Here is a 25,065-nt window from a genome sequence, read left to right on the forward strand (position 1 = left end):
GACAGGAGTGTTCTTATATATTTTTTTCAATCAGGAGAGGGGTAGTACAAATGAACAAGACCATGAGAGGAACGCTGCTTGCGCTCATCGCGGCGGTGCTTCTGTTTACAGCGGCCTGCAGCGGAAGCGGCAACGGAAATGGCGGTACCGGAACGAATGAGGGCGGCAGTGCGGGAAGCAGCGGCCAGACGGAAGCGGGAAGCGGCAAGGAGGAGCCGGTCAAGATCAAAATCATGGCGAATCACGAGCAGGCAAACCTGTCGGCTACAGACAAGAAATGGGTGGAGCAGGTTCAGAAGGATCTGAACGTCGAGCTGGAATTTGATATCCCGCCTGTTACCGGATACCAGGAGAGGGTGCAGCTCATGCTGGCGTCCGGAGACTACCCGGATCTGGTCTATTTCCCGGCCACCAATGATCAAAGCTTCCTCAATGCTGTCCGGGACGGCCTGATCGTGCCTGTGAACGATTACATTAAAAATGAGGAAAGCCTGATGAAATATACGTATGATGTGTCCTGGAATGCGCTCAAAGTGCAGCAGGACGAGAAGATTTACGGGATTCCGAGAACGACGGTGATCCGTAATGACGCATTCTGGGTGCGCAAGGATTGGCTGAAAAATATCGGCTTTGCTATTCCGGACAATTCGGAAATTACAATTGATCAGTTTACGGAAATTTTGACGAAATTCACGAAAAATGATCCCGATGGCAACGGCAAGGACGATACGTACGGATATGCGGCATTCGCCGATCCGAACAAGGTGCTGCAGCCTATTCTGACGAGCCAGTTCGGCGAGCTTGGCTGGCAGAAGTCGGAGGGAGGCGACTTCGAATATATGGACGCAATGTTTGACCGCAGCAGCGGCGCCTACAAGAAATCGCTGGCTTATACAGCGCAGCTGAGCAAGGACGGCCTGCTCGATCCCGATTCCGCCGTCAACAATTCAACAACCTCGCGCGAGCGGTTTATCCGCGGCATTACAGGTGTGATGTCCGGCTTCGCTGGTCATTATGGGTGGCATGCGGACGAGCTGAAGAAAATTAATCCGGATGCGGACATCACCTACCTGTTCGTGAAAAACGAAAAGGACGACAAAGTGGAAGGCGTTGGTTACGGAGTCGGCCTGTGGGGATTCTGGGGATTGACCAAAAACGCTAAGAATCCGCAAAAGGTAATCGATGTGCTGAATTACTATTTAAAAGATGACATCTATCCGACGATGCTGATCGGTTACGAAGGACTCGACTACACGAAACAAGGCGGCAAGATGACCGCTGTCGAGGATAAGGAGTTAGCGCCGGTCCGGCTCAATACGATGCGTCGCGCAGGCGATACGGAAATTTACTTCTCGCTCACGACACCTCAGGACATTATCGACATGAGCACACCTTGGTTGAACAAATCGGTCGAATCTGTCGTATTGTCCAAAAATCTGGATTTCACGCCGGAGGCAGCGAAGAAACCGGATTATATGGATTACAAAAAAGTTTGGGATCAGACGATCATGAAGATTGTCCTCGGCCAAACGCCGGTCGATGAATTCGATAAGCTGCTTGCCGGATGGTATGATAACGGCGGCGAAGAATATGTGAAAGAGATGAATGAATTCATCAAAAGCACGGACAGCGGCCAATAAAATCGCGCGAAACAGGCGAAAGAAAAAGGGTGACGGGAGTCACCCTTTCTCTTTGTCGTATATAGGGGGAAGGATGGAGGTTTTCACCGAGCGCCGGTATTCATTCGGTCCCATTCCTGTCATTTTCTTGAACATGGTGGAAAAATAGGAATAATGGCGGAAGCCGACCTTCTCTGCCAATTCGTAATTGCGGAACCGCGCTTCTTCCAGATATCTCTTGGCTAATTCGATCCGCTGCTCCAGCACATAATCGATGACGGAAGTGCCGACCTCCTTCTTGAACAGATGCCCGAGGTGGGATGGGCTGAGCTCCACCTCCCGCGCAATTGTGTCCAGCGACAATTCATCCTGCAGATGCAGATGAATGTACTGCATGGCGCGGGCAATCTCGGGACGAATGGAGAGCTTGCTGCTCTGGATGCGCAGCATCCGCTGGAACCAGCCGTCAAGTCTCAGGATGGCGTCGAATAAGCTGCCGGCTTCCCGGAAGTCCGGCCATGGCGGAAGATGACTGTCATTCACAAAAATCGTCTTCAGCTCTGTAAGCCAATCGGTAACATCGCCTGGCTGCTGCTTCATCTGCAGAAAAAAGGTTTTCGCCTTGTTCAAAAACCGCTGGAACGTTTTCGGATTCGGATCGGACGCCGCTTGTGCGGCCAGCCCGTTCAGCCATGCGGCGTCTTCGCTTGATAAAGGCTGAAGCGGGAAACAGTCCTCCGCATGAATGATGCGCGGACGTTCGTAATAGAACCGGTAGATCATTTGCCTGACGGTCTTCTGATAGACGGCTTTCAGCTTGTGCAGCTCACTGAAAGGAGGACTGGCCGCACTTGCAAGCTGCAGCTTCAAATAATTCGACAGCGGTTCCTCCAGCCGGTTCTCGATCTGCCGGCACACCTGCCTGTAATGGTCCCGGGTAGTTACAGGACCGTTAAAGGTGATCAGAATAACGAATCGGCCGAAAAAGGCGGGAAGGATCTCGAACTGGCCGGGCAGCAGCGGCAGCAGCGATTCGCGCACAATCTCCAGCATGCTGTATTCCACAAGCGACTGGTCGTTTTCGGGATATTTGGCGACGAACAGGGGCAGCGGATCGGCCTGGCACACAAGCATCAGGAAATGATCGGCCGTAAGCGTAATTCCGATTCCGCTGCTGCGCTGGATGATTTCCTGGTCCTGGTTCAGCACGGAGGTAAGCAGCTGCTGGAAAAAGTGTCTGCGCAGCGGGTACCGGCTTGATTCGACCAGCCGCCTTTCGCGGTCCAATGCCACAACCCATCTGCGCTCCTTCTCCAGCTCCATGGAGGCGCGCTCCAAAGCAGCCTTCGTCTCAGCCAGATCGATCGGCGATTTCAATATATACCCGAAGGCGCCCTTCTGTACGGCTCTCTGCGCATAGGAGAAATCCCGGTGCGCAGTGAGGATGATGCATTTTGTATCCGGGAACGAAGCAGCCATATGGTCAAGCAGCGTGAGGCCGTCCATGACAGGCATCGTAATATCGATCAGTGCCATATCGGGCTTCAGGCCGCCGCATAATTCAAGCGCCTCGGCCCCGTTCCCGGCTTCTCCAACGATTTCGTAACCCCAATCCGTCCACGGAAAGCTTTCCTTCACGTGCTGTCTTGCGATTGGCTCGTCGTCGACCAGTATGATTCGTTTCATGCAAGAGCCTCTCCTTTTTCATGTCAAATAGGTATGCTGCGAAGGGCCGATCGGCAATCTGATTGTAATACGGGTCCCCCGGTGTGCTTCGCTGCTTATTTCGATGCGGTATTCGACCCCGAACATTAGCCGAAGCCGCTCATGTACATTGGTCAGACCGATATGTTCGCCCGTCTGATCCTCACGTCCACGGTAATGTATGCGGGCCGTCAGCTCATTCAGCGATTGTTCGTTCATGCCAACGCCGTCATCCTCGATGAGCAGCTCCCAGTAATGGTCCTCAAGGGCAGTGCTGATAAACAGCAGGCCTTCATTTTTGCTTGGAACAAGACCGTGGAAGATGGCATTTTCAACCAGGGGCTGCAGAATGAATTTGGGCAACTGCCGGTCAAGCGACAGCGGATCGATGTCCATGTCGAATTCGAATTTGCCGGGATACCGGCTCTTCATAAGCTGAACGTAGTTCCGGGCCGCATTCAATTCTTCCTGCAAGGAGACGGGAGCCGGGGACGCATCAAGCGTATAATGCAATTGATTCGTCAAAGCAGAAATCATCCGGTCCATCTGCTCGGACTTCCCCTGCCTGCCCATCATGCTGATCGTGTTCAGCGTATTGTACAGGAAATGCGGTTTAATTTGCATATGCAGCGCTTTGAAGTCGGATTGTTTCTTCTGTTCCTCCGTTTCCTTCAATTCATCGATAAGATCGCCGATTTTATGGGTCATTTTGTTGAAATGCATGGCCAGAAACCCGATCTCGTCCTGGCGGTTCAAGCGGACCTCGGCGTTCAGGTTGCCTGAGCTTACCTCGTTGATCGAGGCTGCGATCCTGCGGATTGGACGGCTGATGTAGCTGGAGATGAAAAACGATAGAGCAGTCGAGAGCAGCAGGGAAGCAAGCGCCAGCCACCAGGACAGCCGGACGGAATAATCGAGGGGCTTCAGCAGATCGCTTTTGTTCATGATCCAGACGATTTGCCAGCCGGTAATGTCGTTCAGTCCGCGCGTTATAATAATCTCCCGTTCTTCCGCATCCTCCGTCTCGGTCTGAATCCAATCCTGCTGGAATAAAGCCGGATCGATGCCGCTCAGCGCGAAGCTGTGCGCCCGGTAGTCATACTGCATGTACGGCTCCCTGCCGAAGACCGGGCTGCGCTGACTGTCCAGCAGGACCAGCTCGCCGCTTGCGGAAGGGGTGTCGGTTGGAAGCAGCGCCTGGTACAGGCTGTCCAGATCGACGTCGAACATGAGGATATCGTGATTTCCTGCGGCGGAAGGAATGGCCAGCGCAGCAGTAAGCGTATGCCGGGAGACGTTCGAGAAGTACGGCCCGATCCAGTAGATGCGGTTGAATTCCGTCATCTGTTCAAGCTGTTTCATTAAATACGCATTTTTAGGCAGCTCCCAGCTGTTTAGCGATGTGCTGGCCCGAACCTCCCGGCCGGACACGACGTGAATATTGCTTACGTTCGGAATGAAATGGATCAGATTGCCGTTCAGCCATTGATTGATTTGCTCGTACTGCGCTTCGGCAAACCTGGTATCGTGGGCGATTGTAAGCAGGTTGGTGCGGATATGCTGCATATTCATTTCCAGGTAGCTGTCCGCCTTTTGCACCATCTGCACGGCATAGTTCATTTGTGAATCGACAAGGATGGCTGAGGAATATTTGTGATAGGAATAGCCCAGCAGCAAAATGAGAGACTCGAAGCAAACGAATGTGATAAGAAACACCTTGGGCGTAATCTGCAGCTTCTTGAGCCATTTCAAGTTCAGTAGGGGCATGTATTCTCTCCTTGGATGTTCTCTTGCTTCTATCATAATAAATAATACCGCCTGCATGGTAGAAAAAGCGGGATTGTTTAATTTTTCGTCGGATTGTGCAGGAGAAATCCGGATATTCCAGGAGCATGTGGTTTAAATGCACCCATCTTGGCTGCTTTTGCCCGATAGCCGATAGAAAATGAAATGTCGCCGTAGATTATTTTATTTACCCTTTGATGTAAGCGGATACAATAAAGCTTGTAATGGGAAGGTTAGGTCACTTGATAAACAAAGTTGAGAGTGATCTCTTGCCCGTAAAAACCGGGGTTAAGACAGGTAGCATCTTGCCCGTTTTTTTCTGCAAGGAGGCGATGAAGCGGATTAACGGATTGGCAAGCGGTAGGGCAGAGAGGTATTCGATTTTTAAAAGAAACGGGAGGAAGTTTAATGAAAAAGCGAAAACATATCAGGTTAGCGTGGATAGGCGCGGTAGTCATTTTGTTCTCAAGCGCACTCGGTTTACTGGATGTACAGACGTCGCATGCCGATGGTCCGGCTGACACGCTGCGGGACATTTACAGCACGCAGGCGGGCAACGATTTATTTTATCTGACGTCTGCTGCCGGCTTCGAGAATGCCCAGTCGGTGTCGAACAGCACAACGACGTTTCACAGTGCGCCGTATGCCCTGCGCTTGAAATTTACTGCGGGCTTTGACCGCGATATTGTCGGTTTACGGTTTATCAAGCCTGATTCGACGGCGGATACATTTGCTGTAACGCCGCAAATGAAAATCACCGGGGGGCTGGAGTTCTGGGTGAACCCGAAAGCGTCCCCCAGGGTGCCGAGCTTCTCGGTCGGACTCGTCAGTGACAGCGGCGAGAATCTGATCGAAACGCGGCTTCCGGTTTCAAAATATTTGAAGAGCGGCGACTATGCGGACAAATGGACGCGGATCGTCATCCCGTTCCATGACTTTTCCGATACCGGCTTTTATTATGATCCCGTTACCCATCTGTCCACCCCCGCGGCGTTTGACTGGAGCCGAGTACGGGGATTGAATTTCTTCGCGGATACGACTGCGAGCGGGTACTATGATCCCAGTGTCGATAATATCCGTTTTATTAACTCGACTATCAAGCCGGTCACTGTTCAAGGGGAGCATATGGTGACAGATACCGGAGATCCGGTACGCTTCTGGGGGATGAATCTGGTATCGACCTACCCGACCCACGAGCAGGCGGACCATCTGGCGGCCAATCTGGATTCCCTCGGAATTAACGTCGTCCGGCTTCATCACCTGATGAGAAACAGTCTGGACTGGAACCCGATTTCCAAAATCGGCGCCCTGACGACGTATACCACGAATACGCGTGACCCGAACCTGGAAGCCTGGGACCGGTTCGATTATCTTAATGCGCAGCTGCGCGCCCGCGGCATCTATATTCAGCTGAGCCTGGATTCATCCAGAAAATATTTGCCAGGCGATGTGGACATTATGCAAACTACCTCCCAGGACCGTACGGATTGGATGGCGGCCATGGATGCACTGAACAAGATGCCGAGCAACGTCGATCTGGTGCGCCTTCTTCCGATGATCGACGAGCGTGCGGCGCGGCTCATGGAGGAGTTTGCGGGGAATTTGCTGACGCATGTCAATCCTTACACGGGCATTGCCTATGGCAGCGATCCGCAGGTGCTTTATCTGGAGACGATGAATGAGACCTCATCGGAATACGGCGTCACTGCCGGCAACAAGTTCGAGAGTACAGCGTTTCCGGCCGTTTCATACTGGAAAACGATTCTGAATACGAAGTGGGCGGCTTATACCGCGGCTCACGGAGTTGCGCCATGCGACTTTTATGCCCCGACGACGACAGCGCAGAAGCTTGCACGCGGCGATTTCCTGCGGGAGCTCGATCAGAATTATTTTAACCGGATCAAAAGTTATGTGACAGGCTTGAATGTCCAGAAGCCAATGAGCTTCTCCAATCTGTGGCGGGGAGAAAGCTTTCAGAAGATGCAGGCCGGCGTATCGGATTTGATTGAGGACCACAATTATGTCAACCCGCTGATTGTAAAGGATTTCGACGATGTATTCAATTCATTTACCAAAACCACAATAGCAGGCAAGCCGTTTTTTATCGGTGAAATCAACCAGCAGGAAGCGGCAGCCAGCCTGCCTGTCAATGCGCCGTACCGGAGCATGCTTTTACTGGCTGCCAGTGCATACGGATCGTTTAACGATTGGAGCGGCGTCGATTGGTTCGCATGGGAGCACGGTGACCGCATGCTCGGCAAGGACGGTTGGTCGATGTGGGAGGAGCGCCAGCCCAATGTCCTTGGCGATATGGTCGGCGAAATGCAATCGGACGGCATGAATCTGGATCATCTGCGCACATCGGGCATCCTGTTCAAGCAGGGCTTGACTGCAAAAAGCACAAATCCGAAGACGATATATGTGGATGATCCGACGGGGGCGACAGACTATAATTCGCTGATGACGCCCAAATATTCCATCAAGCCGGGATGGCAAAATATAAACAGCTTCCGGCGGACCTTTGGCCCTGTTCCGGCTTCTCAGCCCACGGCTCCTTATATGACAACTGCTCCTGCGAACCCGCTTGTTTCCGATACGGGGCAAATCGTCAAGAATACGCAGCGCAAACAGCTGACTATCGCTGCGCCGCAGGCGGAAGCGTTCAGCGGATTGCTGGACAGCCAGCCCCCTGCGCTGTTAAACCGGCTGCAAATTACAGGCAGCAGCGGGTCCGCCACGGTGATCATGGTTTCGAACGACGGGAACGATTTCCCGGATGCCCAGAAGCTGATCGTCAGCAGAACAGCGCTGGATGCGGGGAATAATGAAATTACCGGCCCGCAAATCAAGCTGAAGCAGCTTAAAGCGTCTACCGGGACCAAGGCCTGGTATATCAAACGGACGCGTCCGCGGGGCGAGGCGGGCTATGAGCAGCTGGCCATGACGACACCGGGAGAGCTGAACCTTCCGGCCGACGCCTGGCATGAAATCGAGCTGGAATACGCGCCGATCGGAAGCCTGCCAACCCGTCAATCCACCGCTCAACCCGGCGATCTGATCCGTCCGGTGTTTGATGACAGCTTTCTCATCTCCGGCGTTCTGGGGACCGCCCAAGGCGGATATTCGATGAATTCGGGATACGCGATCGACAGCAGTACCGTATTTACCCCGGCGGAAGGAACCAAGTCGCTGAGATTGAAATTTACGGCAGGCTTCGATCCTTCGCTTGTCGGTATTAATTTTACAAATTCGGCTTCCAAATCGGTTCTCATGGATTATACATCGCTTGAAAATACAGCGGGCATTCATTTCTGGGTGTACTCGAAGCGAAAAGTCGACAGCTTATCGGTTGAGCTTACAAGCGACAATAACGGGAAGACGGTGGAGAGCAGGGTGCCGCTTTCCAATTATTTGACAGCAGCCGATTACGGCAACAAGTGGGTGGAAGTGACGATTCCGTTCTCCGCATTCCCGGATACGGGCGTTTACTATGACAGCGCGACAGGCCTGCCGACAATGATGCCTTTCCTGTGGAATCGGGTCAAGGGCATAGGATTCTATGCTTCAACTGTTACAGGCGGCTATTATGATCCATACGTCGATGATATCCGTATTGTAAACAATTAACAAAAAAAAGGCCGGGTTTCGATCAATTCGACACCTGGCCTTTTTCGCTTTGAGTCAGAAAATCTGGTGACAACAGCCATTGGAAGCAGCTTCCGAACGCTTAGCCCGCCCTTGAATTTTCTCTTCTAAGGCGACTGAATAAGCGTCCTGTATTTCTGCGGATGCATACCGGTATATTTCTTGAACACGGTGCTGAAATAAGTCGCATTCTCATAGCCGACCATTTCGGCGATTTCCAGGATTTTCAGATCGGGCGACTTCATCAGCTCCTTGGCCGCTTCCATCCGCACCTTCATCACATATTCCGTAATGTTTTCACCGGTCTCCTGCTTGAAGATCAGGCTGATATAGTTCGGAGACAGGAAGACCTCTTCCGATAACCGCGCAATCGTTATGTTTTCCATATAATTTTGCGATATGATCGCTTTAATTTTATTGATCATGTGGCTGTTCTTCTGGTTATGCTTGGCGGCAAAATAACCGGTCAATTCCCCGAACAGCGACAGCAGCATCGCACGCAGCTCCGAAACATCGCGTTTCGCATAAACCTCGCCGAATCTGGCGGAGAAATCGGCCCCGGCCTGCTCGATGATTTCGCCCATTTCGTAGAACGATTTGGAAGCCATATTAATCAGCTCGATACAAACGCTTTGCACATATCCGACAGGACAATTGCGGTCTGCGCATACGGAATCGAAAATATCGTTCACCTTAAGCGTCGCCTCTTCCCGATTGCCCAGCTTCATGGCATTGATTAGCTTGTTCTGGTCGTCGTACAGCTTGGGATATTCTACGACAAAGCGGTTCGACTTGAAATCGCTGATTTGCAGAATTGAATTTTTGCCGGTAAAAAATTTGTATTCGATGGCCGAGCGGGCTTCGCGGTACGAATAGTGCAGTTGAAGCATGCTGTGCACAGGCTCGCCAATCCCTGCGGATATGGGAATTTTCAAATATTCGTTGATGGAACCGATCATCTCCTGGCAGATATCGAGATGCCGGCTGGTGCCGGGGGCGACCGGATCGAACAGGACGACAAACTCATTCTCGTTCATGCAAAAAGCAATCCCCGCATCATGCCGGTTGACGATTTCCTCCATGATGTTGTTGATGGAGAAGCTCAGCAGCTGCCTGTTTTCCTCGTTGTACCGCTCGATCGCCTTCTCGTATTCGTCGATTTGGAACGCCGCCACGCAGCGCATGCTGGAAAGATCAAGAGGAAGCTCGAAAAAATTCAGCTTGTCAAGCACCTCCTGCTCGCTCTTGTACATGCCAAGCACCAGATTAGCGAAGAATTTCTCCCGCAGCGCAGGCATATTCTCCTGCAGCTGACGCTTGAGGCGAATGGCAAGCTCCTCCCGGCTGCGCTCGGCCGCAATGGAGGCGACGACCTTGCTGACCGTCTCCTGAAGCTCGGGAATTTTGATCGGCTTCAGGATATATCCGTCCGCCTTCAGGTTGAGCGCGGTCTGCGCATAATTAAAATCCTGCGCACCGCTGATAATAATAATCCGGACCGGATCGCCCAGGTCCTTCAGCTTCAGCGCAGCCTCGAGACCGTCGATCATCGGCATACGGATATCGGTGAGCAGAATGTCCGGCTTCAGCTCCAGGCACAGATCGAACGCTTCCTGGCCGTCGGCGGCGACTGCCGCGATTTCGATGCCCATCTCATCCCACGGAACGACTTCCTTCAAGCCTTCTCTTACATTGTATTCGTCATCCGCTATAATCATCTTCAGCATCTTCCACTATTCCCTCCAATGTCGTCAGACACGGAAACCTGACCGTGACGGTCACTCCCGGACCCTCATGACGGCTGTAATGAATCCCCGATTCCGCGCCGAACAGCTGTTTAATCCGGCGGTTCACATTAATCATGCCGAATGAGCTGCCGCTTCTTTTGCCGTCGTCTTCAAGCATGGCATTCAGCGCATCGACGTCAGCTCCTATGCCGTTGTCGCTGATTTCGATGATAATCCAATTCTCCGACTTGCGGGCTTTAATGGCGATCATGCCTTTCCCGCGCCTTCTCTCAATGCCGTGAAGGAGAGAGTTCTCAACAAGAGGCTGCAAAATCAGCTTGACGGCATAATGGCCGTACACCTCCGGCTCCACCTCGATCGAATATTCCAGGCGTTCCTTGAAGCGTACCTGCTGGATCGACAAGTAGCTCTCCACCTGGCGGAATTCATCCTCGACACGGATTACATTGCGCCCTTTGCTCAAGCTGTAACGGAAGAAATCGGAGAGGGAGGTGACCATCTGGCTGATTTCCGGCACCTTGTGACGCAGCGCGATCCAATTGATCGAGTCCAGCGTATTGTACAGGAAATGCGGATTGATCTGCGCCTGCAGCGCCTGCAGCTCCGCTTCCTTCTTCTTGACCTCGCTTACGTACAATTTATTGATCAGTTCCTTGATTTGCTTTATCATCTTGTTATATTGACTGAATAAGTAGGTGAATTCATCCTTTCGCGAATATTGGATTTGCAGATCGAAATTGCCTTCCTGCGCATAGGACATCGATTTGATAAATTTGCGGATCGGACTTGTAATGTTATTGGACAGCAGCAGGGCGATCAGAAAGGCCAGAATCATGCACAGCGCCAATACGACATACATCACCTTGCGGAAGGAGACAAGCTTGCCGTTCAAGTCGTTGATGGGGGATATGGATACGACCGTCCAGTCGAACTCTCCGATATGCCGGTAGGAGACGAGCATTGTCTTGCCGTCCATCTGCTCTTCGAAGGATTCGGACTGCTGGCCAAGCTTATCGTTCATCAGCTTGCGGATATACGGCTCGGAGGACAGGTTGCGGTTCAACAACGACATATCGGGACTTACGACGACGCTGCCCTTGCTGTCGATGATAAGCACCGAGCTATTGACGGATGGCTTCAGCTGGTCAAGTATATGGTTGAAATCGTCCACGTCGTCTTCAATGGTAAGCAGGCCGACGTAGGGAATGATCGCATTGTTCAGGCCGAACAGCCGCTTGGCCAGCATGATCGTGTACACATTGGGCTGCGCGGGTGAATTGGCATGAAGTCCGATAATGGTATAACGCGATTTTTGAGGCAGCTTGACGTACCATTGCTCCGTCTCGATTTGACTGATGATGGACACATTCCGGGAGAAATTGTATTGCAAATATTCCGGCCTGTCCATCATATACAGCTTCGATATATATTGATGCTGGTCATCTCTGGGCAAATCGTAGCTGTTGATGATTTTGTTCAAATTGGTCAGCTCATTCAGGATACCGACTTGATCGATGGGGCGTTCGGCGGAAAGGATGTCGGTCATATCCGGGTTCAGATAAATGGAATCGGCGATGCCGTTCATCTCTTCGAACTTTTTGAGCAGCATCGTTTCGACCATGTTCAAGTTTTTTTGCACGGATACCTTGATGTTTTCCGTTATCGTCTGGTAGGATTCGTTGTAGATCGTCACGGAAATAATGGACGTCGGGAGAATGACCAGAAGCAGGAAGTACAGCAGCAGCCGGTATTTCAAGCTGATCGGGTAGAATGGATAATAGGCGGCCAATTTCCGGAACATATATAATGCCTCCTTTGTCAGTGAATAAGCAATTTTATGCATATTGAAAGCGTTTTACCCGAAGCTTGTCTCCATATTATAAAAGAAGGGACCGAATAAATGAACAAAAGCTTTCGTACGCGATTATCAAAATGGTTCCTTGTCGTCATTACGGCTGCTATCTGTCTGAGCGGATGCTCGCAGAAGGAGAACGCCGTTCAGCAGGCAGATCCGTCAGGAGCGGATGAGCAAAGCAAAACGATTACGCTAGCCGTTCAATCGAATGTGGAGACGAAGCCGATGGAGAGCCTGATCAATCAATTCAATGCGGCTCACCCCGGCTATACTGTCCAGCTATTGAAGCTTCCGCTCGACCGGTATGACGAAATCCTGAACATGCGGATGACCTCAGGTGAAGGACCGGATGTGTTTCAGCTCGAGACCGGGTGGCTTGCAACGTACATTTTCAAAAACTGGCTCGTCGATTTGTCGACTGTCGTGGACAGCCAATTTCTGAACGCATTCCCCAAATGGGTAGTGGATTACACAAGGGAGAACAGCCACTTCTATGCGTTTCCTTCGGAAATCATGACGCTTCGGCTTATTTACAATAAGGAGCTGCTGAAGAGCGCCGGGTTGAATCCGGACAGTCCCCCGACTACTTTACAACAATTGAGAAGCGATGCCAATCAAATTTCCAAGGCGGGAACGGGGTACCGCAGGTACGGCTTCGCCCTTCCGGCAGGCGATGACGGGGCATTCCGCAAGGCGCTGGAAATGGCGGGCACGTACAGCGGCGTCTATCATTATGATTTCAGCAAGGGAAGCTACGACTTCACCGTTTATGAGTCCTGGTTTCAAACCATGCTGGCGATGAAAGAAGAAGGCGGTTTGTTTCCCGGAGAAACATCGCTGCAGAGCGACACCGCATTAACCCAATTCTCGGAAGGGAACATCGGGATGATGTTCGTGACCGACCGCGACTTCGCGCTTCTAAGCGGCATGAGAACGATGGATTTTCCGCTCGGCATCGCGATGCCGCCGTTATTGTCAGCGTCGGATAAAGGAAAGGGAGCCCTGATGGTCTCGCCGGAGTCGCCGTTCGTCATCAATGCGTACACGGAGCATGAGAAGGAGGCGGCTGATCTGTGGAAGCTTCTCCATTCAAGCACGTTCATGGGTGAACAGTATAAACAAGGCTATACCATACCGGTTTTGAAAGAAATTATCGATGATCCCGGGTACCAGCCGACGCTGGACAACTTCGATCAATTTTTGCCTGGCGGCGAAGAATCGCCTTATCCGAAAGAGCCGAAGTTTATTTTGCAGAATGAAACGACCCCGTTCTCACCGAAAAATTTGGGCGACGGGCTGCGCATGAAGGCGTACAGGGATATTTTGCAGGGGATAGGTCCGCCGGGGGAAATTCTGGAGGAGCTGTCGCGGCAATATAATCATTCGCTGGACGACGCCGTCTCTAAAAATCTGATCAGCTTTAACGAATATGTGAACCCCAAGTTCGATCCACGGCAGCCATTAGGCGAAACACAATAGATTATTAAAAGTAGTCATAGATTATTTAATTCAGTTTCAGCGGAAAACAACCTATACTGAAACCGTAATCATTTACATCATAGCTGGAGGGGTTCCAATGAAACAAAGAAGAAGGCTTTTTACCAGTATGCTTGCTCTCGTAATCGTGTTGACGATGGTGCTTGCAGGATGCTCGCAGAATGGCAATTCAGGCAACAATGCAAAAGAGAGCGGAACAAGCAATACGCCAAGCGACAACACGCAGAATAATGCTAATGCGCCAGCGGCTGAACCGGAGAAGCCGGTTCTGGATCCGGTTGAGCTGTCGATTTACTATCCGGGTACCGAGCAAAAAGACACAGCAGCAGTCGAAGAGGAATTAAACAAGCAGCTGAAGGACAAAATCAATGCAACGATCAAAATTCATGCGATCGACTGGGGCAGCTGGGCTCAGAAAATCAATCTGATGGTATCCTCCGGCGAACCATTCGATCTGATGTTCACAGCAGGCTGGGATAACTTCAGCGGTAATGTGGCCAAAGGCGCATTCCTTGAACTGAACGACCTGATCGATCAATACGCACCGGAAATGAAAAAACAAATCAATCCGTTCTATCTGACAGGCACAGCGGTAAAAGGAAAAAATTACGCAGTTCCGGTCGAAAAGGAGCTTGCCAGCCAATTCGGTATCGTTCTGAATCAATCGATGGTCGACAAATACAAATTTGATTTGACTACAATCAAAACGTTTGCGGACCTTGAGCCGATGCTCCAAACGATCAAAGAAAATGAGCCGGATGTGACGCCGTTCTGGGCCAACCGCAACGTTGTCGGCGATCTTCCGATCGAAGCTGTAGGCAATAACCAGGTCCCTGGCGCAATCATGATTGGCGACACGAATGCAAAGATCATTAACCAGTTTGAAACGCCGGAAATGAAGGATTTACTGAACCTCATACGCAGCTGGAACCAAAAAGGGTATTTCCAGGACGATCCTGCTACGAAGAAGGACGCCGCAGCAGCTAATAAAGCAGGCAAAGTGTTCGCGCAGTGGCAGCAGCTGAAGCCGGGTAAGGACGCGGAACTTAGCACAAGCTTCGGACAAAAGCTTGTACAGGTGGAGCTCACCCCACCATATACGACGAACGGCGATCTGAACGGATCGATGACCGCGATTTCCCGTACATCCAAGAATCCTGAACGCGCCATGATGCTCATCAATCTGCTCCATACGGATGCGCAGTTGGTAAATACGCTGGTTAACGGCGTTGAAGGCAAGCATTATGTGAAGTCCAGCGACAATATCATCAAACTGCCTGATGGCGTACAAGCAGGCGGAAGCGGTTATACACCGGGCATCAACTATATGTTTGGTAATCAATTCCTTAATTATCTGTGGGATAATGAAGATCCGCAGAAGTGGGAGAAATTCCAGGCATTCAATGACTCTGCGACGCAATCCGCGCTGCTTGGCTTCAGCTACGATGCGGAGCCTGTGAAAAATGAAGAATCAGCTATCGTTAATATTTTCGAAGCTTATATTGACGGCTTGACGACAGGTGTTATGGATCCGGCCAAAGATCTGCCTGATTTCCTCGATAAAATGAAGAAAGCCGGTTCGGATAAAGTGCTGGCCGAGAAGCAAAAGCAGATTGACGCATTTATGGCTGCCAAATAAAATAATGCTCCATTGAACATGCAAGCATCTCAGGCCGGCAGCCATAGCCGGTTTGGGATGCTTGTTTTTGCATGCCTGGAAAGCCAATAGATATTTTAAAGCTTTCATAGATTGTTTTATTCAAGAACCTTACCTTGAATTATAAAATGAAAGTACAACATACAAAAAGAGGAGAGGGCTTGACTGCATGAGACGCAATTTTCTGTTTAGAATCTTCCGCTACCGCGCTTTATTTCTGATGCTGCTTCCTGCAGCGGCAATATTGATTTTCAACAACTATATACCGATGTTTGGGGTCATTGTCGCCTTCAAGAACTATAATTTCGATGGCGGTATATTGGGGAGTCCATGGGTCGGATTGGAGAACTTCAGATACCTATTTCAGACCGAAGACGCCTGGAACGCGACCCGCAACACGGTGCTGTACAACGCGGTATTCATCTTCCTGAACACGGCAGTCGCCATATTCCTGGCGATCGCGCTGAATGAATTAAGGAACCGCAAAATGGCCAAATTTTTTCAAAGCAGCCTGCTGTTTCCTTACTTCCTTTCGTTTGTCGTCGTCAGTTATCTGGTATATGCCTTTATTGGGGGAGGCTTTGGCTTTCTCAACAACGCGATCCTCGAACCGCTCGGGTTTGATTCCATCTCCTGGTACAGCGAGCCCAAATATTGGGTCTACATTTTACCGCTTGTGAATCTGTGGAAAAACGTCGGCTACACGATGGTCGTCTATCTTGCCGCAATTGTTGCGATCGATCATGAATATTATGAGGCTGCCGTTATCGATGGTGCGTCAAAATGGCAGCAGATCAAGAAAATTACAATTCCGCTCATGCTTCCGGTTATTATCGTCATGGTCATTCTGCAGGTCGGCCGGATCTTTAATGCGGATTTCGGATTGTTCTTCCAGGTTCCACTCAATTCCGGACCGCTGTATCCGACGACCAACGTCATCGATACCTTCGTCTACCGGTCCTTCCTGCTGACCGGAAATGTAGGGATGTCGGCCGCAGCCGGATTCTACCAGTCGATTGTGGGCTTGATCATCGTCTTTGCGACCAACATGATCGTACGCCGAATCAGTAAAGAAAACGCAATGTTTTAAATTCCGCTGAAATAGACAGGCTGCGCAAGCGGAACCGCCTTTCGATCGCTGTTGTCCCCAGATTTCCCTGAATGTATAAATTCTTTAGAGGTGGAAAAGATCACAAGCTTTTAGGAGGAACAAGAGAATGTCTACCAACAGTCATGAAGCTGCAGGGCGCGTCAATGAATCGCAATCATACAATTACAGCAACAAAATCTCGACAGGCTCGAATGTGGCGCTGAACGTTATGTTCTGGTTAATCAGCCTCGCATGTTTGTTTCCACTGCTGCTGGTGGTGTCCGTATCCTTCACGGACGAACGGTCCATTGTGGAATTCGGCTATAATATCATTCCAAAAGATTTCACCCTGTATGCATATGAGTACTTGTTCAAGGATGCGGAGAAGATCGTTCGCGGATACGGAATTTCGATCCTCGTGACCATCATCGGCACGGTGATCAGCCTGATTGTTACTTCCTTATTCGCTTATCCGATTTCCCGAAAAGATATGCCTTACCGGAACTTTTTGGCATTCTTCGTTTTTTTCACGATGCTCTTCCACGGCGGACTTGTACCCTGGTACCTGACGTACTCTGCGGCCGGATTGAAAGACACGTTGGCGGCACTGATTATCCCGCTGCTCGTCGCGCCTTTTAATATCATCATTATGCGTATTTTCTTCATGAATACGATACCGGATTCGCTCATCGAATCGGCCAAAATCGACGGCGCGGGGGAATTCAGAATCTATGCCAGAATTATTCTTCCCTTGTCCCTGCCGGTTATGGCGACGATTGGTCTATTCCAGACCTTGGCCTATTGGAACGATTGGTATACGAGTATGGTGTTCATTAACGACGACAAACTAGTCAGCCTGCAGTACCTGATGTACAAAGTAATCACACAGATTCAATATTTGAATTCCGGCATGGTGGATGCCTCGGTAGCCGGGGGAGAGCTGGCGAAGGTGCCTACAGAAACGGTGCGGATGGCGATGGCCATCATCGGTATCGGTCCGATCATATTCGTTTATCCGTTCTTGCAAAAATATTTTGTAAAAGGATTGACGGTAGGAGCGGTGAAAGGCTAGTACGGTGAATAGGTACACAACGATTGCGAACATTCATACGAAATGGAAAGGTGACACGATGAATTATCAATTAAACGATTTTGCTTTTGACTTGCGGGCCAGCCTGGCTCCGGAAAATCATATATGGGTTTGCAGCGGTTACAGCACCGCTGCACCGTTGGCGAATACCGTCACAGGAATTAAGGGACTATATTCTCCACCGTTTGCGGCAGGCGATGTCGAGCTGCTGCTGGACTTTGAAGCTGACGGCCATCTCGTCAGCGATACGGGGAATCGGGGAAAAGGGGACTGCGGCTTTCTTTATTCGGGAGCCCAGTGGCGGCCGGATCGTATTGAACGAACCGGAACCTACCACTACTTTATCGACGGCCGGTTAATATCGCTGTCAGCTCACAGTTCTCTGGTTCCGCTGGCGGATCGGGCCGGGTTCATGATGACGGTGCGAATCGGCAATCGTACCGCCCGAACGATTGATATGAGCGTCAAGCCGAAGCTTGTGCCCGGCCGTCTCGGCTATCAGCCGCTTGGCGATTGGGATTATGGTCATCCTTCTCCAGGTGAGCCTGTCCAGGCAGTCGATACGGGGATATGGGAAAATGACCGGGTACGAATGACATTATTTAATGAAGAAATTCAACCGTCATCCCTGCTCCCCGGACAAGAGGCCGTCTTCCGACTGGCGGTCGTATTGTCGGCCAGCGGTGAAGCATGCGCCGCTCCCGACGATCTCTCCCGGTGGGAGCGGAGAACGGAATCGGTATGGCAGGAACGCGTCGATCGAATGTGCAAATCCATCCCACGGCTTACAAGCGATATTCCCGGGCTTGAGGATTATTACCGCCGTTCGCTGGTGAGCGGTCTGGTCTGCATGTGGGAGCATCCAGATTTTGCCATGCAGCCGTTTCCTGTCGTATCGGGTATAGAGGGAGCCGGAATCTGCTGCTATCCATGGGATGCCGGAGGATATGCCGGCAGGACGCTGGCGATGATGCTCGGGAGCGATAAAATGCTGGAGTTTGCCCGGCTTATGGCCAATAGCGGGATTGCCCGGCATTCCAGATTCTCGCCGGACGGTCAGGGCAGGGATGTCCCGTATGCATACAGCCTCTGGTCGTTCTTCAATTTGGTATGGAGCAATCTGCAGCAGCATGGAGAGGGACAAGAGCTGTATGATGTGCTGCGGAAGCTGCTGTTGGACGATGAAGAAAGGCTCCCTGTCTGGAATGAACTGCTGGATTATGGGAAGCAGCATAATTTGCTGGAAATGAGAAGCGCCGCACATGAGCATGTGGTCTCAAGTCCCAATGCCGAACGGGCGTGGTGCTATGACCGGCTGGCGGATCTGGCGGAACGGCTGGGCGATGGGGAGGCCGCCCAGTGGCGTGAAAAAGCGGAACGGATCCGCAGCTCGATCAAGGAACATCTGTGGGATGAGAAAATCGGCTGGTTCCTCTGCCGGTATCCGGATGGACATATGGAAGAAGTATATTCGATCCAGGCTTACGATACGCTAAGAATGGGAGCATGCACCGAAAATATGGCAGACGCTCTGCTGACTCATTTGCGCGACGGAGCGTTTCTGGCTCCGTACGGCGTAAGCAGCATATCGGCGGAGGATACGGTTCATTACGAGCTGAATGACCCGGACTGGTCCGGCGGAGGCAGCTATACCGGGGAAAGCACCGTTCTTGCCCTTACTTTGTGGGAAATCGGCAAGCCTGAGCTGGCTTGGGATGTGCTGAAAAGATTGTTCTGGATGGGGCGGCATCTGCCCTATTACCCTCAGGAGCATTATTGCGACCGTCCTGCCGTGCCGGGTCACAAGCGGGCAAACGTCATCGCAGGGCTGGGCGGAGCTGAAGCCATTTTATTCGGTATGGCCGGCTTGACGCCCAAGCCTGACGGAACGCTCACCGTGTTCCCGCAGCCTTCTCAAGAAGGAAGCATTTCGATTACAGGCTACCGTTACCGGGGACAGCTCATTGATGTTCATATGAGACCGGGATATTGCAAGGTCGTCAAAGATGGCGTTACAACGTATGAAGGAGCGCCTGCTCCCTGCGAGATATAGAATCCACCAATTGAAGTGATGACGCCGGTTCCGTACCGGCGTCATTTTGCTGTCCAGGCGGTTTTTCATTGTCCGCTGAATGGGTTTTTGACCATCCCGCTGATGGAGGTATTTGATTGGCAACAAAAAAAAGCCCGAATAATATCAGACTTTCTTGAAATATCAGAAAGGATAAATTTGTCCACATCTTTTCTGATAGTTTATGGGAAGAAACTAACTTTGCCGCCAAAGGACGGCTTTCAGCCATTTCTTCTTAGGGATCTAGATGCAGTTCAAACTAATTTACACCGCTTGCTATTTCGCTCTGTGAGTTGTCTATAACATCAGGGTCATTGGTGTTCGTGGCGCTTAGGGCGTTATTGGAAATGGCCACACAGCCGGTTAAAAATGCGCCGGAACCAGCATATGACTTTGATGTACTGGAGGGGGACAATTGAACAGCATCGCCGTATTGAACAACAGAACTGGAGCTTACGCTATTAATATTGGAAATTCCAATTACAACGGGCATTATTCTTCACTCCTTCTTCAACCGTTTGATATTCCATCATATGCAACAAACGCCCAGCGGTTCCGTCAGCTTCAATTCGACTCTTCACCGAAGGCTTTCGTTATATGACATTTGTCATCCGCAAGACATTACATTCATGAATACCGGCTTGATGCTTGTTTCGGTAAGATGAAGTCAGTAGTGAGGCACCGCAAGCATTATGAAAAATCGCGGGAAACACTTAAACCGAAGGGAGATTTTCAATTATGTCACAACAAGCATCAAGTACCATCCCCGGAGCCGCAGTGCGCGGAACTGCATCGGGCGTTCTATTTATGGCGGTTTTTGGCACACTTTGGGCGTATACGGGAATCATGGGGCTGCAAGGATGGGGAATGCCTTTGATGCTGTTAGCTGCTGCCGTAACCGTAGGTATCGTGCTCTGCATTGGCGGCGGTTCGCTGATACGCGCCTCGCGGAAATTAACCAATCAAGTTATGAAAGGTGATTCCAGGGGAGGCAAGCGCGTAGGTGTCTGGTTTAATATCATTTTCGCAGCCGAAGGTGCAGCAATCGGGATCTCGGTGGCCATCTGTAGTCATACCCATCACACGGATCTTATACCTCTTGTAACAGCCATTATTGTCGGTGTTCATTTCTTCCCGTTGGCTTCTCTTTTCAAGGTCAGACTCTATCATATTACAGGCGCACTTCTATGCTTGCTCGCTATTGGAACTTGGCTATTTGTGCCGGTGAACGTGATGCTGGGAGATCATCAGATCAGTGCATTTATGTCTGTGGTTGGACTGGGCTCTGCCTTGATCCTCTGGGGAACCAGTGTGGTCATTTGGCAAATGGGAAGAAGACTGCTGGGAAGTGCTGTATGAAACAAGAAGAAACGGCTAAGGCTTGACGCCTAGGCCGCGCTTCTTTTCTTAAGAAATCTGAGCAATGTATAGGGTAAACTTTGTCTTCCATATATCTATCTATTAAAAAAGGGCTCTTGTAACTCCTGAAACAGCCATGGCGCATGAAACATGCTTTTCATATATATATTATCTGATGATATTATGAAAAGGACGCTGATGCTGCCATGTGTTGTCATATTGGGTTGGTGATAATCGGTAAGAACGAAGGAACGGTCGTTTTTGGAAATGTCAAAAACCTTTCCACATCTTCGAATTCCGGCTCCGAGGAAGAGAATTCGGATACACATACAGATACGGATACAAGTAATGAGCAGGATGACTGCTGCTGCACCAGTGGAGTTCCAACAAATAAAAAGAAGTGCCGGGCAAAAATAAAATAATCTCTTAAACTTGATTCTGCAGCATCATTTTCAAATGGCGGGATTGTAGTATGATTTAACGTAACGCTCAGCAGCTGCCCTTGTTGTTGCTTCAACGGATATAGTGTGAGTCAATTGAGGGCTGCCGCGAGGCAGCTTTTTGCTTCTCTCAAAGCGGCAATTGCGATGCGGGAGAGACTCTTACAAAAACAGGTATTGCACCATGGATATATATCAATGGTATTATCTAATTACGTTAAAAGCTGCATGGAAGGGTGATTGCTGTTGGAATTTACGTATCTGAAAACCTTTCGCGAGGTAGCAAAATGGGGAAGTTATACACGCGCCGCCGAAGTATTGGGATACGCCCAATCGAGTATTACGATGCAGATCCAGAAGCTTGAGGAAACCTATGGGACGGTTCTGGTAGAGCGATTCGGTCGAAATATGAAGCTGACGATTGCCGGCGAGGCTCTTCTGCTATATGTGAACGATATATTAAGACTTCACGAGGAATCAAAGGAAGTTGTTTCACAACAATCCAGAGGGACACTCTCCATTGGAACGATCGAAACGTTGGCAGCCTATGTTCTTCCTCCCCATCTTCAATCGTACCGCCAGCAATATCCCGGAATCAGTGTGACGATTCAACCGGCAAACGAGCCCTTTATTATTGAAGCCGTAAAAGAAGGCGCTCTGGACATCGGAATTATTATGGATCCGCCTTTTGCCGACCCCGAACTTCACAGCAGCATCCTGAGAGAAGAGGAACTGGTCGTAATTGTTGCCCCAACCCACAGGCTTGCCGGCCATAGCGAAATTCAGGTTCAAGATTTCGAGAGCGAATCTTTAATTTTGACCGAAGATGGCTGTACGTATCGGGCATTGCTGCTCAAAACGTTAAAAAGCAACCAGGTAAATTATACATTATCCTACGAGTTTGGTAATCTGGAGGCGATCAAGCAGTGCGTCATTTATGGACTTGGGATTGCTTTGCTGCCTCGCGTCGTGGTTGTTGAAGAGATTCAGAAGGGTCAGGTTGCGGCCATCCCATTTGTCCATCCGGATTTTAAATTCTATTCACAGCTTGTTTACTCCAAAAAAAAGTGGAAATCCAAAGCTTTTCTCGGGTTTCTGGAAATTATTTTCGGAACCAATTATCAAAATCATTGAACTATGGTTTCGATTTCTATCGATAACTCCATTTGCAGGGGCTGTGCTATAGTTAATTCAAGTCATTCGCCGGCTTGAATGCAAATCCCTGACGGAGGCAACGAATATGAATAATACCCCCCATGTATCTCTTGTACTTGAAACGCCCGCTGCTTTGCCGGAGGATGCCCATCGGCATTTTATGAACAAGCTATCGCTCGAAACGGACGCAGCAGATGTCCGCCATGATTTACAGCTTGGCATTAACTGCTTCCGGCTGATCGATGTCCGCAGCACCAAGGCTTATGAAGAATGCCATATTCCGGGTGCCATCAATCTTCCATCCAGCCAAATCAATGAAGAGACAACCGCATCTTTTTCCAGAGATCTGGTGATTGTTGTCTATTGCTGGAGTCCTGCTTGCAATGGCGGGACAAAAGCCGCTGCCCGCCTCTCCGGACTTGGTTTCAAAGTCAAAGAGATGCTCGGCGGGATCGAATATTGGCGGAGGGAAGGCAATGAAGTAGAAGGAAGTTTAGGACAAGCGGCTCCATTGATTGGATAGATCTCAATACCCCCAAAAGAATCACTTGGAATAAAGAATATTATCGTATATTCTTTATAAAGAACATCATTTTTCTTTAAAGAGAATATTGGGGGTATTTATCTGAGTATAAGCAGACGTTTTGATGAGCTTGATTCCATAAGAGGTCTGGCTGCGGTATCGGTGATTCTGGCGCATTTGTCCATCATTATTCCTAATGTCAATTGGATTGACACGTTAAAGAACACACCGCTGCATCTTTTTTGGCTTGGTCATGAATCGGTCATATTATTCTTTATTTTAAGCGGATTTGTCCTTTCACTGCCATATTGGGATGGGAAACAAAGTAGTTATAAAGCTTACACGATAAGAAGAATGTGCAGAATTTTGCTGCCAAGCGGGGTTTCAGTTTGTATAGCTGTGCTGATGATGAAATTCATTTCACCTGGTGGAATAGCAGGGATGAGTGATTGGTTTAATGAAATATGGACGAAAGGGCTATCCACCCCGGAACTGATCAAACATTTGATTCTGCTGGATGAAATAGAGTCGATGACGTTAAATCCTGTCATCTGGTCATTGGTTCATGAGTTCAGAATTTCATTGTTATTCCCTGCTATTGTATTTGTGCTGATGAAAACCAATTTAAAAACGAATATTGGCATTTTGATGGCAATGCCTGTTATGTACTTCATTGTTTATTATGTTCTGCTGAAAGGGTTTGCTTATGACATGACACAATTTAATGGATATTCCTCCTATTTGCTGACGCCGCATTACGCGGCATTTTTTGTATTGGGCGCCTTATTGGCAAAGCATCGGAAATTAATCAGTCGTACATACGGTGAATTGAATAACAGGGTAAAAGCTGCGGTAATGGTTATTGGGTTGGTCCTTTATATGTACGTCTGGTTAATCATGCCAAACAATTCCACGATTCATCTTTTTATTATCAACGATTGGGCGATTGCTGCGGGGAGCTGCATTTTTATTGTCGCCAGTATGAATTCGATTGCACTCAAACGGATTTTGCTCATTAAACCTGTTCATTTTATAGGGAAGATCTCTTTTAGCTTGTATCTTTATCACATGATCGTCATAGTAACGATGTTTTATTTGTTCAATGGGACAATGCCCGTTATTATATTAATAGGGTTGTCATTCATCATATCCTTCGGAGCGGCGGCTGCGATGTATTATACGGTGGAAACGACCTCAGTGAAATTGGGGAAATATTTGACCCATTCCGGTTCGAACGCAAAATCGCATATTAAATATTTTTTGAGCAAATACCGGCAAGGATAGGGAGGACATAATAATGACGCAATATACCGGTGTTGGAGCAACGAATGAGCATGCTCGATTAATCATGGACAGCTATGAGAGATTGACGGGCACATCTCTCCTGGACGAAGCACCCGAATCCGGCAAGGAATTCGATCAGCTGTATAATCGGCCGTTCGTGATATTGTCCCATGGACTGGAATCCGATCCAATCTTGAATTTCGGCAACCGGGCGGCACAGGAGCTGTGGGAGATGGACTGGGACATGTTTACAAGCACTCCGTCGAGACTGACTGCAGAGCCGATGGAGCGCGAGGAGCGGGCAAGCTTTCTTAAAGCCGTCAGCGAAAATGGCTATGTCGACAATTACACGGGAATCCGGATTTCCAGCAATGGCCGGAGATTCTACATCATGCAGGCGACTGTGTGGAATCTTATTGACGACAAGGGTATAATCCATGGGCAGGCTGCTGCTTTCCGGGAGCATCGTTTTATTTGATTTGAAGACTTGAAATAAAACAGATACGATAAAAGCAGCCAAATCGGCTGCTTTTTTGCTGGCAA

Annotated in this window: 17 protein-coding genes; 12 read left to right on the forward strand and 5 right to left on the reverse strand. The window is 49.7% G+C overall.

Annotation, left to right across the window (positions count from 1 at the left end; translation table 11 throughout):
- Positions 1-50: 50 nt before the first annotated feature.
- Complete coding sequence (locus AC0YNV_RS04885) at positions 51-1,640, forward strand: extracellular solute-binding protein (RefSeq protein ID WP_475766315.1); 1,590 nt, start codon at positions 51-53, stop codon at positions 1,638-1,640.
- Positions 1,641-1,679: 39 nt separating this feature from the next.
- On the opposite strand, the gene AC0YNV_RS04890 is transcribed toward AC0YNV_RS04885, so the two are convergent.
- Both AC0YNV_RS04890 and AC0YNV_RS04895 read right to left on the reverse strand, forming a co-directional pair.
- Entirely contained in the window at positions 1,680-3,305 is a 1,626-nt protein-coding gene (locus tag AC0YNV_RS04890; protein WP_475766316.1) for a response regulator transcription factor, read from the reverse strand.
- Positions 3,306-3,323: 18 nt separating this feature from the next.
- Complete coding sequence (locus AC0YNV_RS04895; protein WP_475766317.1) at positions 3,324-5,090, reverse strand: sensor histidine kinase; 1,767 nt, start codon at positions 5,088-5,090, stop codon at positions 3,324-3,326.
- 426 nt (positions 5,091-5,516) lie between these two features.
- Here AC0YNV_RS04895 and AC0YNV_RS04900 point away from each other — a divergent pair, with 426 nt between their 5' ends.
- On the forward strand, positions 5,517-8,735 hold the full coding sequence (locus tag AC0YNV_RS04900) for a hypothetical protein (RefSeq protein WP_475766318.1): 3,219 nt from the start codon (positions 5,517-5,519) through the stop codon (positions 8,733-8,735).
- Positions 8,736-8,860: 125 nt separating this feature from the next.
- Here AC0YNV_RS04900 and AC0YNV_RS04905 read toward each other — a convergent pair whose 3' ends face one another.
- Together AC0YNV_RS04905 and AC0YNV_RS04910 are read right to left on the reverse strand one after the other, a co-directional pair.
- The gene (locus AC0YNV_RS04905) at positions 8,861-10,480 is read right to left on the reverse strand and encodes a response regulator transcription factor (protein WP_475766320.1); all 1,620 of its coding nucleotides are present in this window, start codon (positions 10,478-10,480) and stop codon (positions 8,861-8,863) included.
- The gene (locus tag AC0YNV_RS04910) at positions 10,455-12,302 is read right to left on the reverse strand and encodes a cache domain-containing sensor histidine kinase (protein WP_475766322.1); all 1,848 of its coding nucleotides are present in this window, start codon (positions 12,300-12,302) and stop codon (positions 10,455-10,457) included. The genes AC0YNV_RS04905 and AC0YNV_RS04910 overlap by 26 nt, the downstream gene beginning before the upstream one ends.
- A 99-nt stretch (positions 12,303-12,401) precedes the next feature.
- Between AC0YNV_RS04910 and AC0YNV_RS04915 the strand changes: the two genes are divergently transcribed.
- The 5 genes from AC0YNV_RS04915 (at position 12,402) to AC0YNV_RS04935 (ending at position 19,743) form a co-directional block, all read left to right on the forward strand.
- Entirely contained in the window at positions 12,402-13,835 is a 1,434-nt protein-coding gene (locus AC0YNV_RS04915) for an ABC transporter substrate-binding protein (RefSeq protein ID WP_475766323.1), read from the forward strand.
- Positions 13,836-13,932: 97 nt separating this feature from the next.
- On the forward strand, positions 13,933-15,492 hold the full coding sequence (locus AC0YNV_RS04920) for an ABC transporter substrate-binding protein (protein ID WP_475766325.1): 1,560 nt from the start codon (positions 13,933-13,935) through the stop codon (positions 15,490-15,492).
- Between the two features lie 187 nt (positions 15,493-15,679).
- The gene (locus tag AC0YNV_RS04925; RefSeq protein WP_475766327.1) at positions 15,680-16,600 is read left to right on the forward strand and encodes an ABC transporter permease; all 921 of its coding nucleotides are present in this window, start codon (positions 15,680-15,682) and stop codon (positions 16,598-16,600) included.
- A 127-nt stretch (positions 16,601-16,727) separates the two neighbouring features.
- The gene (locus AC0YNV_RS04930) at positions 16,728-17,672 is read left to right on the forward strand and encodes a carbohydrate ABC transporter permease (RefSeq protein ID WP_475766328.1); all 945 of its coding nucleotides are present in this window, start codon (positions 16,728-16,730) and stop codon (positions 17,670-17,672) included.
- A 4-nt stretch (positions 17,673-17,676) separates the two neighbouring features.
- Positions 17,677-19,743 carry an MGH1-like glycoside hydrolase domain-containing protein gene (locus tag AC0YNV_RS04935; RefSeq protein ID WP_475766330.1) on the forward strand — a complete coding sequence of 689 codons (2,067 nt, stop codon included), beginning with the start codon at positions 17,677-17,679 and terminating at the stop codon, positions 19,741-19,743.
- 277 nt (positions 19,744-20,020) lie between these two features.
- Here AC0YNV_RS04935 and AC0YNV_RS04940 read toward each other — a convergent pair whose 3' ends face one another.
- On the reverse strand, positions 20,021-20,254 hold the full coding sequence (locus tag AC0YNV_RS04940; protein ID WP_210046460.1) for a spore germination protein: 234 nt from the start codon (positions 20,252-20,254) through the stop codon (positions 20,021-20,023).
- Positions 20,255-20,499: 245 nt separating this feature from the next.
- Here AC0YNV_RS04940 and AC0YNV_RS04945 point away from each other — a divergent pair, with 245 nt between their 5' ends.
- From AC0YNV_RS04945 to AC0YNV_RS04965, 5 genes are all read left to right on the forward strand, one after another.
- Positions 20,500-21,120 (forward strand): DUF7010 family protein, encoded by a 621-nt coding sequence (locus AC0YNV_RS04945; RefSeq protein WP_475766332.1) that lies wholly within the window; start codon positions 20,500-20,502, stop codon positions 21,118-21,120.
- A 686-nt stretch (positions 21,121-21,806) separates the two neighbouring features.
- Positions 21,807-22,694: a LysR family transcriptional regulator gene (locus AC0YNV_RS04950; RefSeq protein ID WP_475766334.1), complete on the forward strand. Its 888-nt coding sequence runs from the start codon at positions 21,807-21,809 to the stop codon at positions 22,692-22,694.
- A gap of 106 nt (positions 22,695-22,800) precedes the next feature.
- Positions 22,801-23,238, forward strand: coding sequence for a rhodanese-like domain-containing protein (locus AC0YNV_RS04955; RefSeq protein ID WP_475766335.1), 438 nt, complete (start codon positions 22,801-22,803; stop codon positions 23,236-23,238).
- Between the two features lie 108 nt (positions 23,239-23,346).
- Positions 23,347-24,522, forward strand: a complete 1,176-nt coding sequence (locus tag AC0YNV_RS04960; protein ID WP_475767301.1) for an acyltransferase family protein — start codon at positions 23,347-23,349, stop codon at positions 24,520-24,522.
- Between the two features lie 13 nt (positions 24,523-24,535).
- The gene (locus tag AC0YNV_RS04965; RefSeq protein ID WP_475766337.1) at positions 24,536-25,000 is read left to right on the forward strand and encodes an MEKHLA domain-containing protein; all 465 of its coding nucleotides are present in this window, start codon (positions 24,536-24,538) and stop codon (positions 24,998-25,000) included.
- Positions 25,001-25,065: the final 65 nt, after the last annotated feature.

Source organism: Paenibacillus sp. JT31N11 (assembly GCF_056269285.1).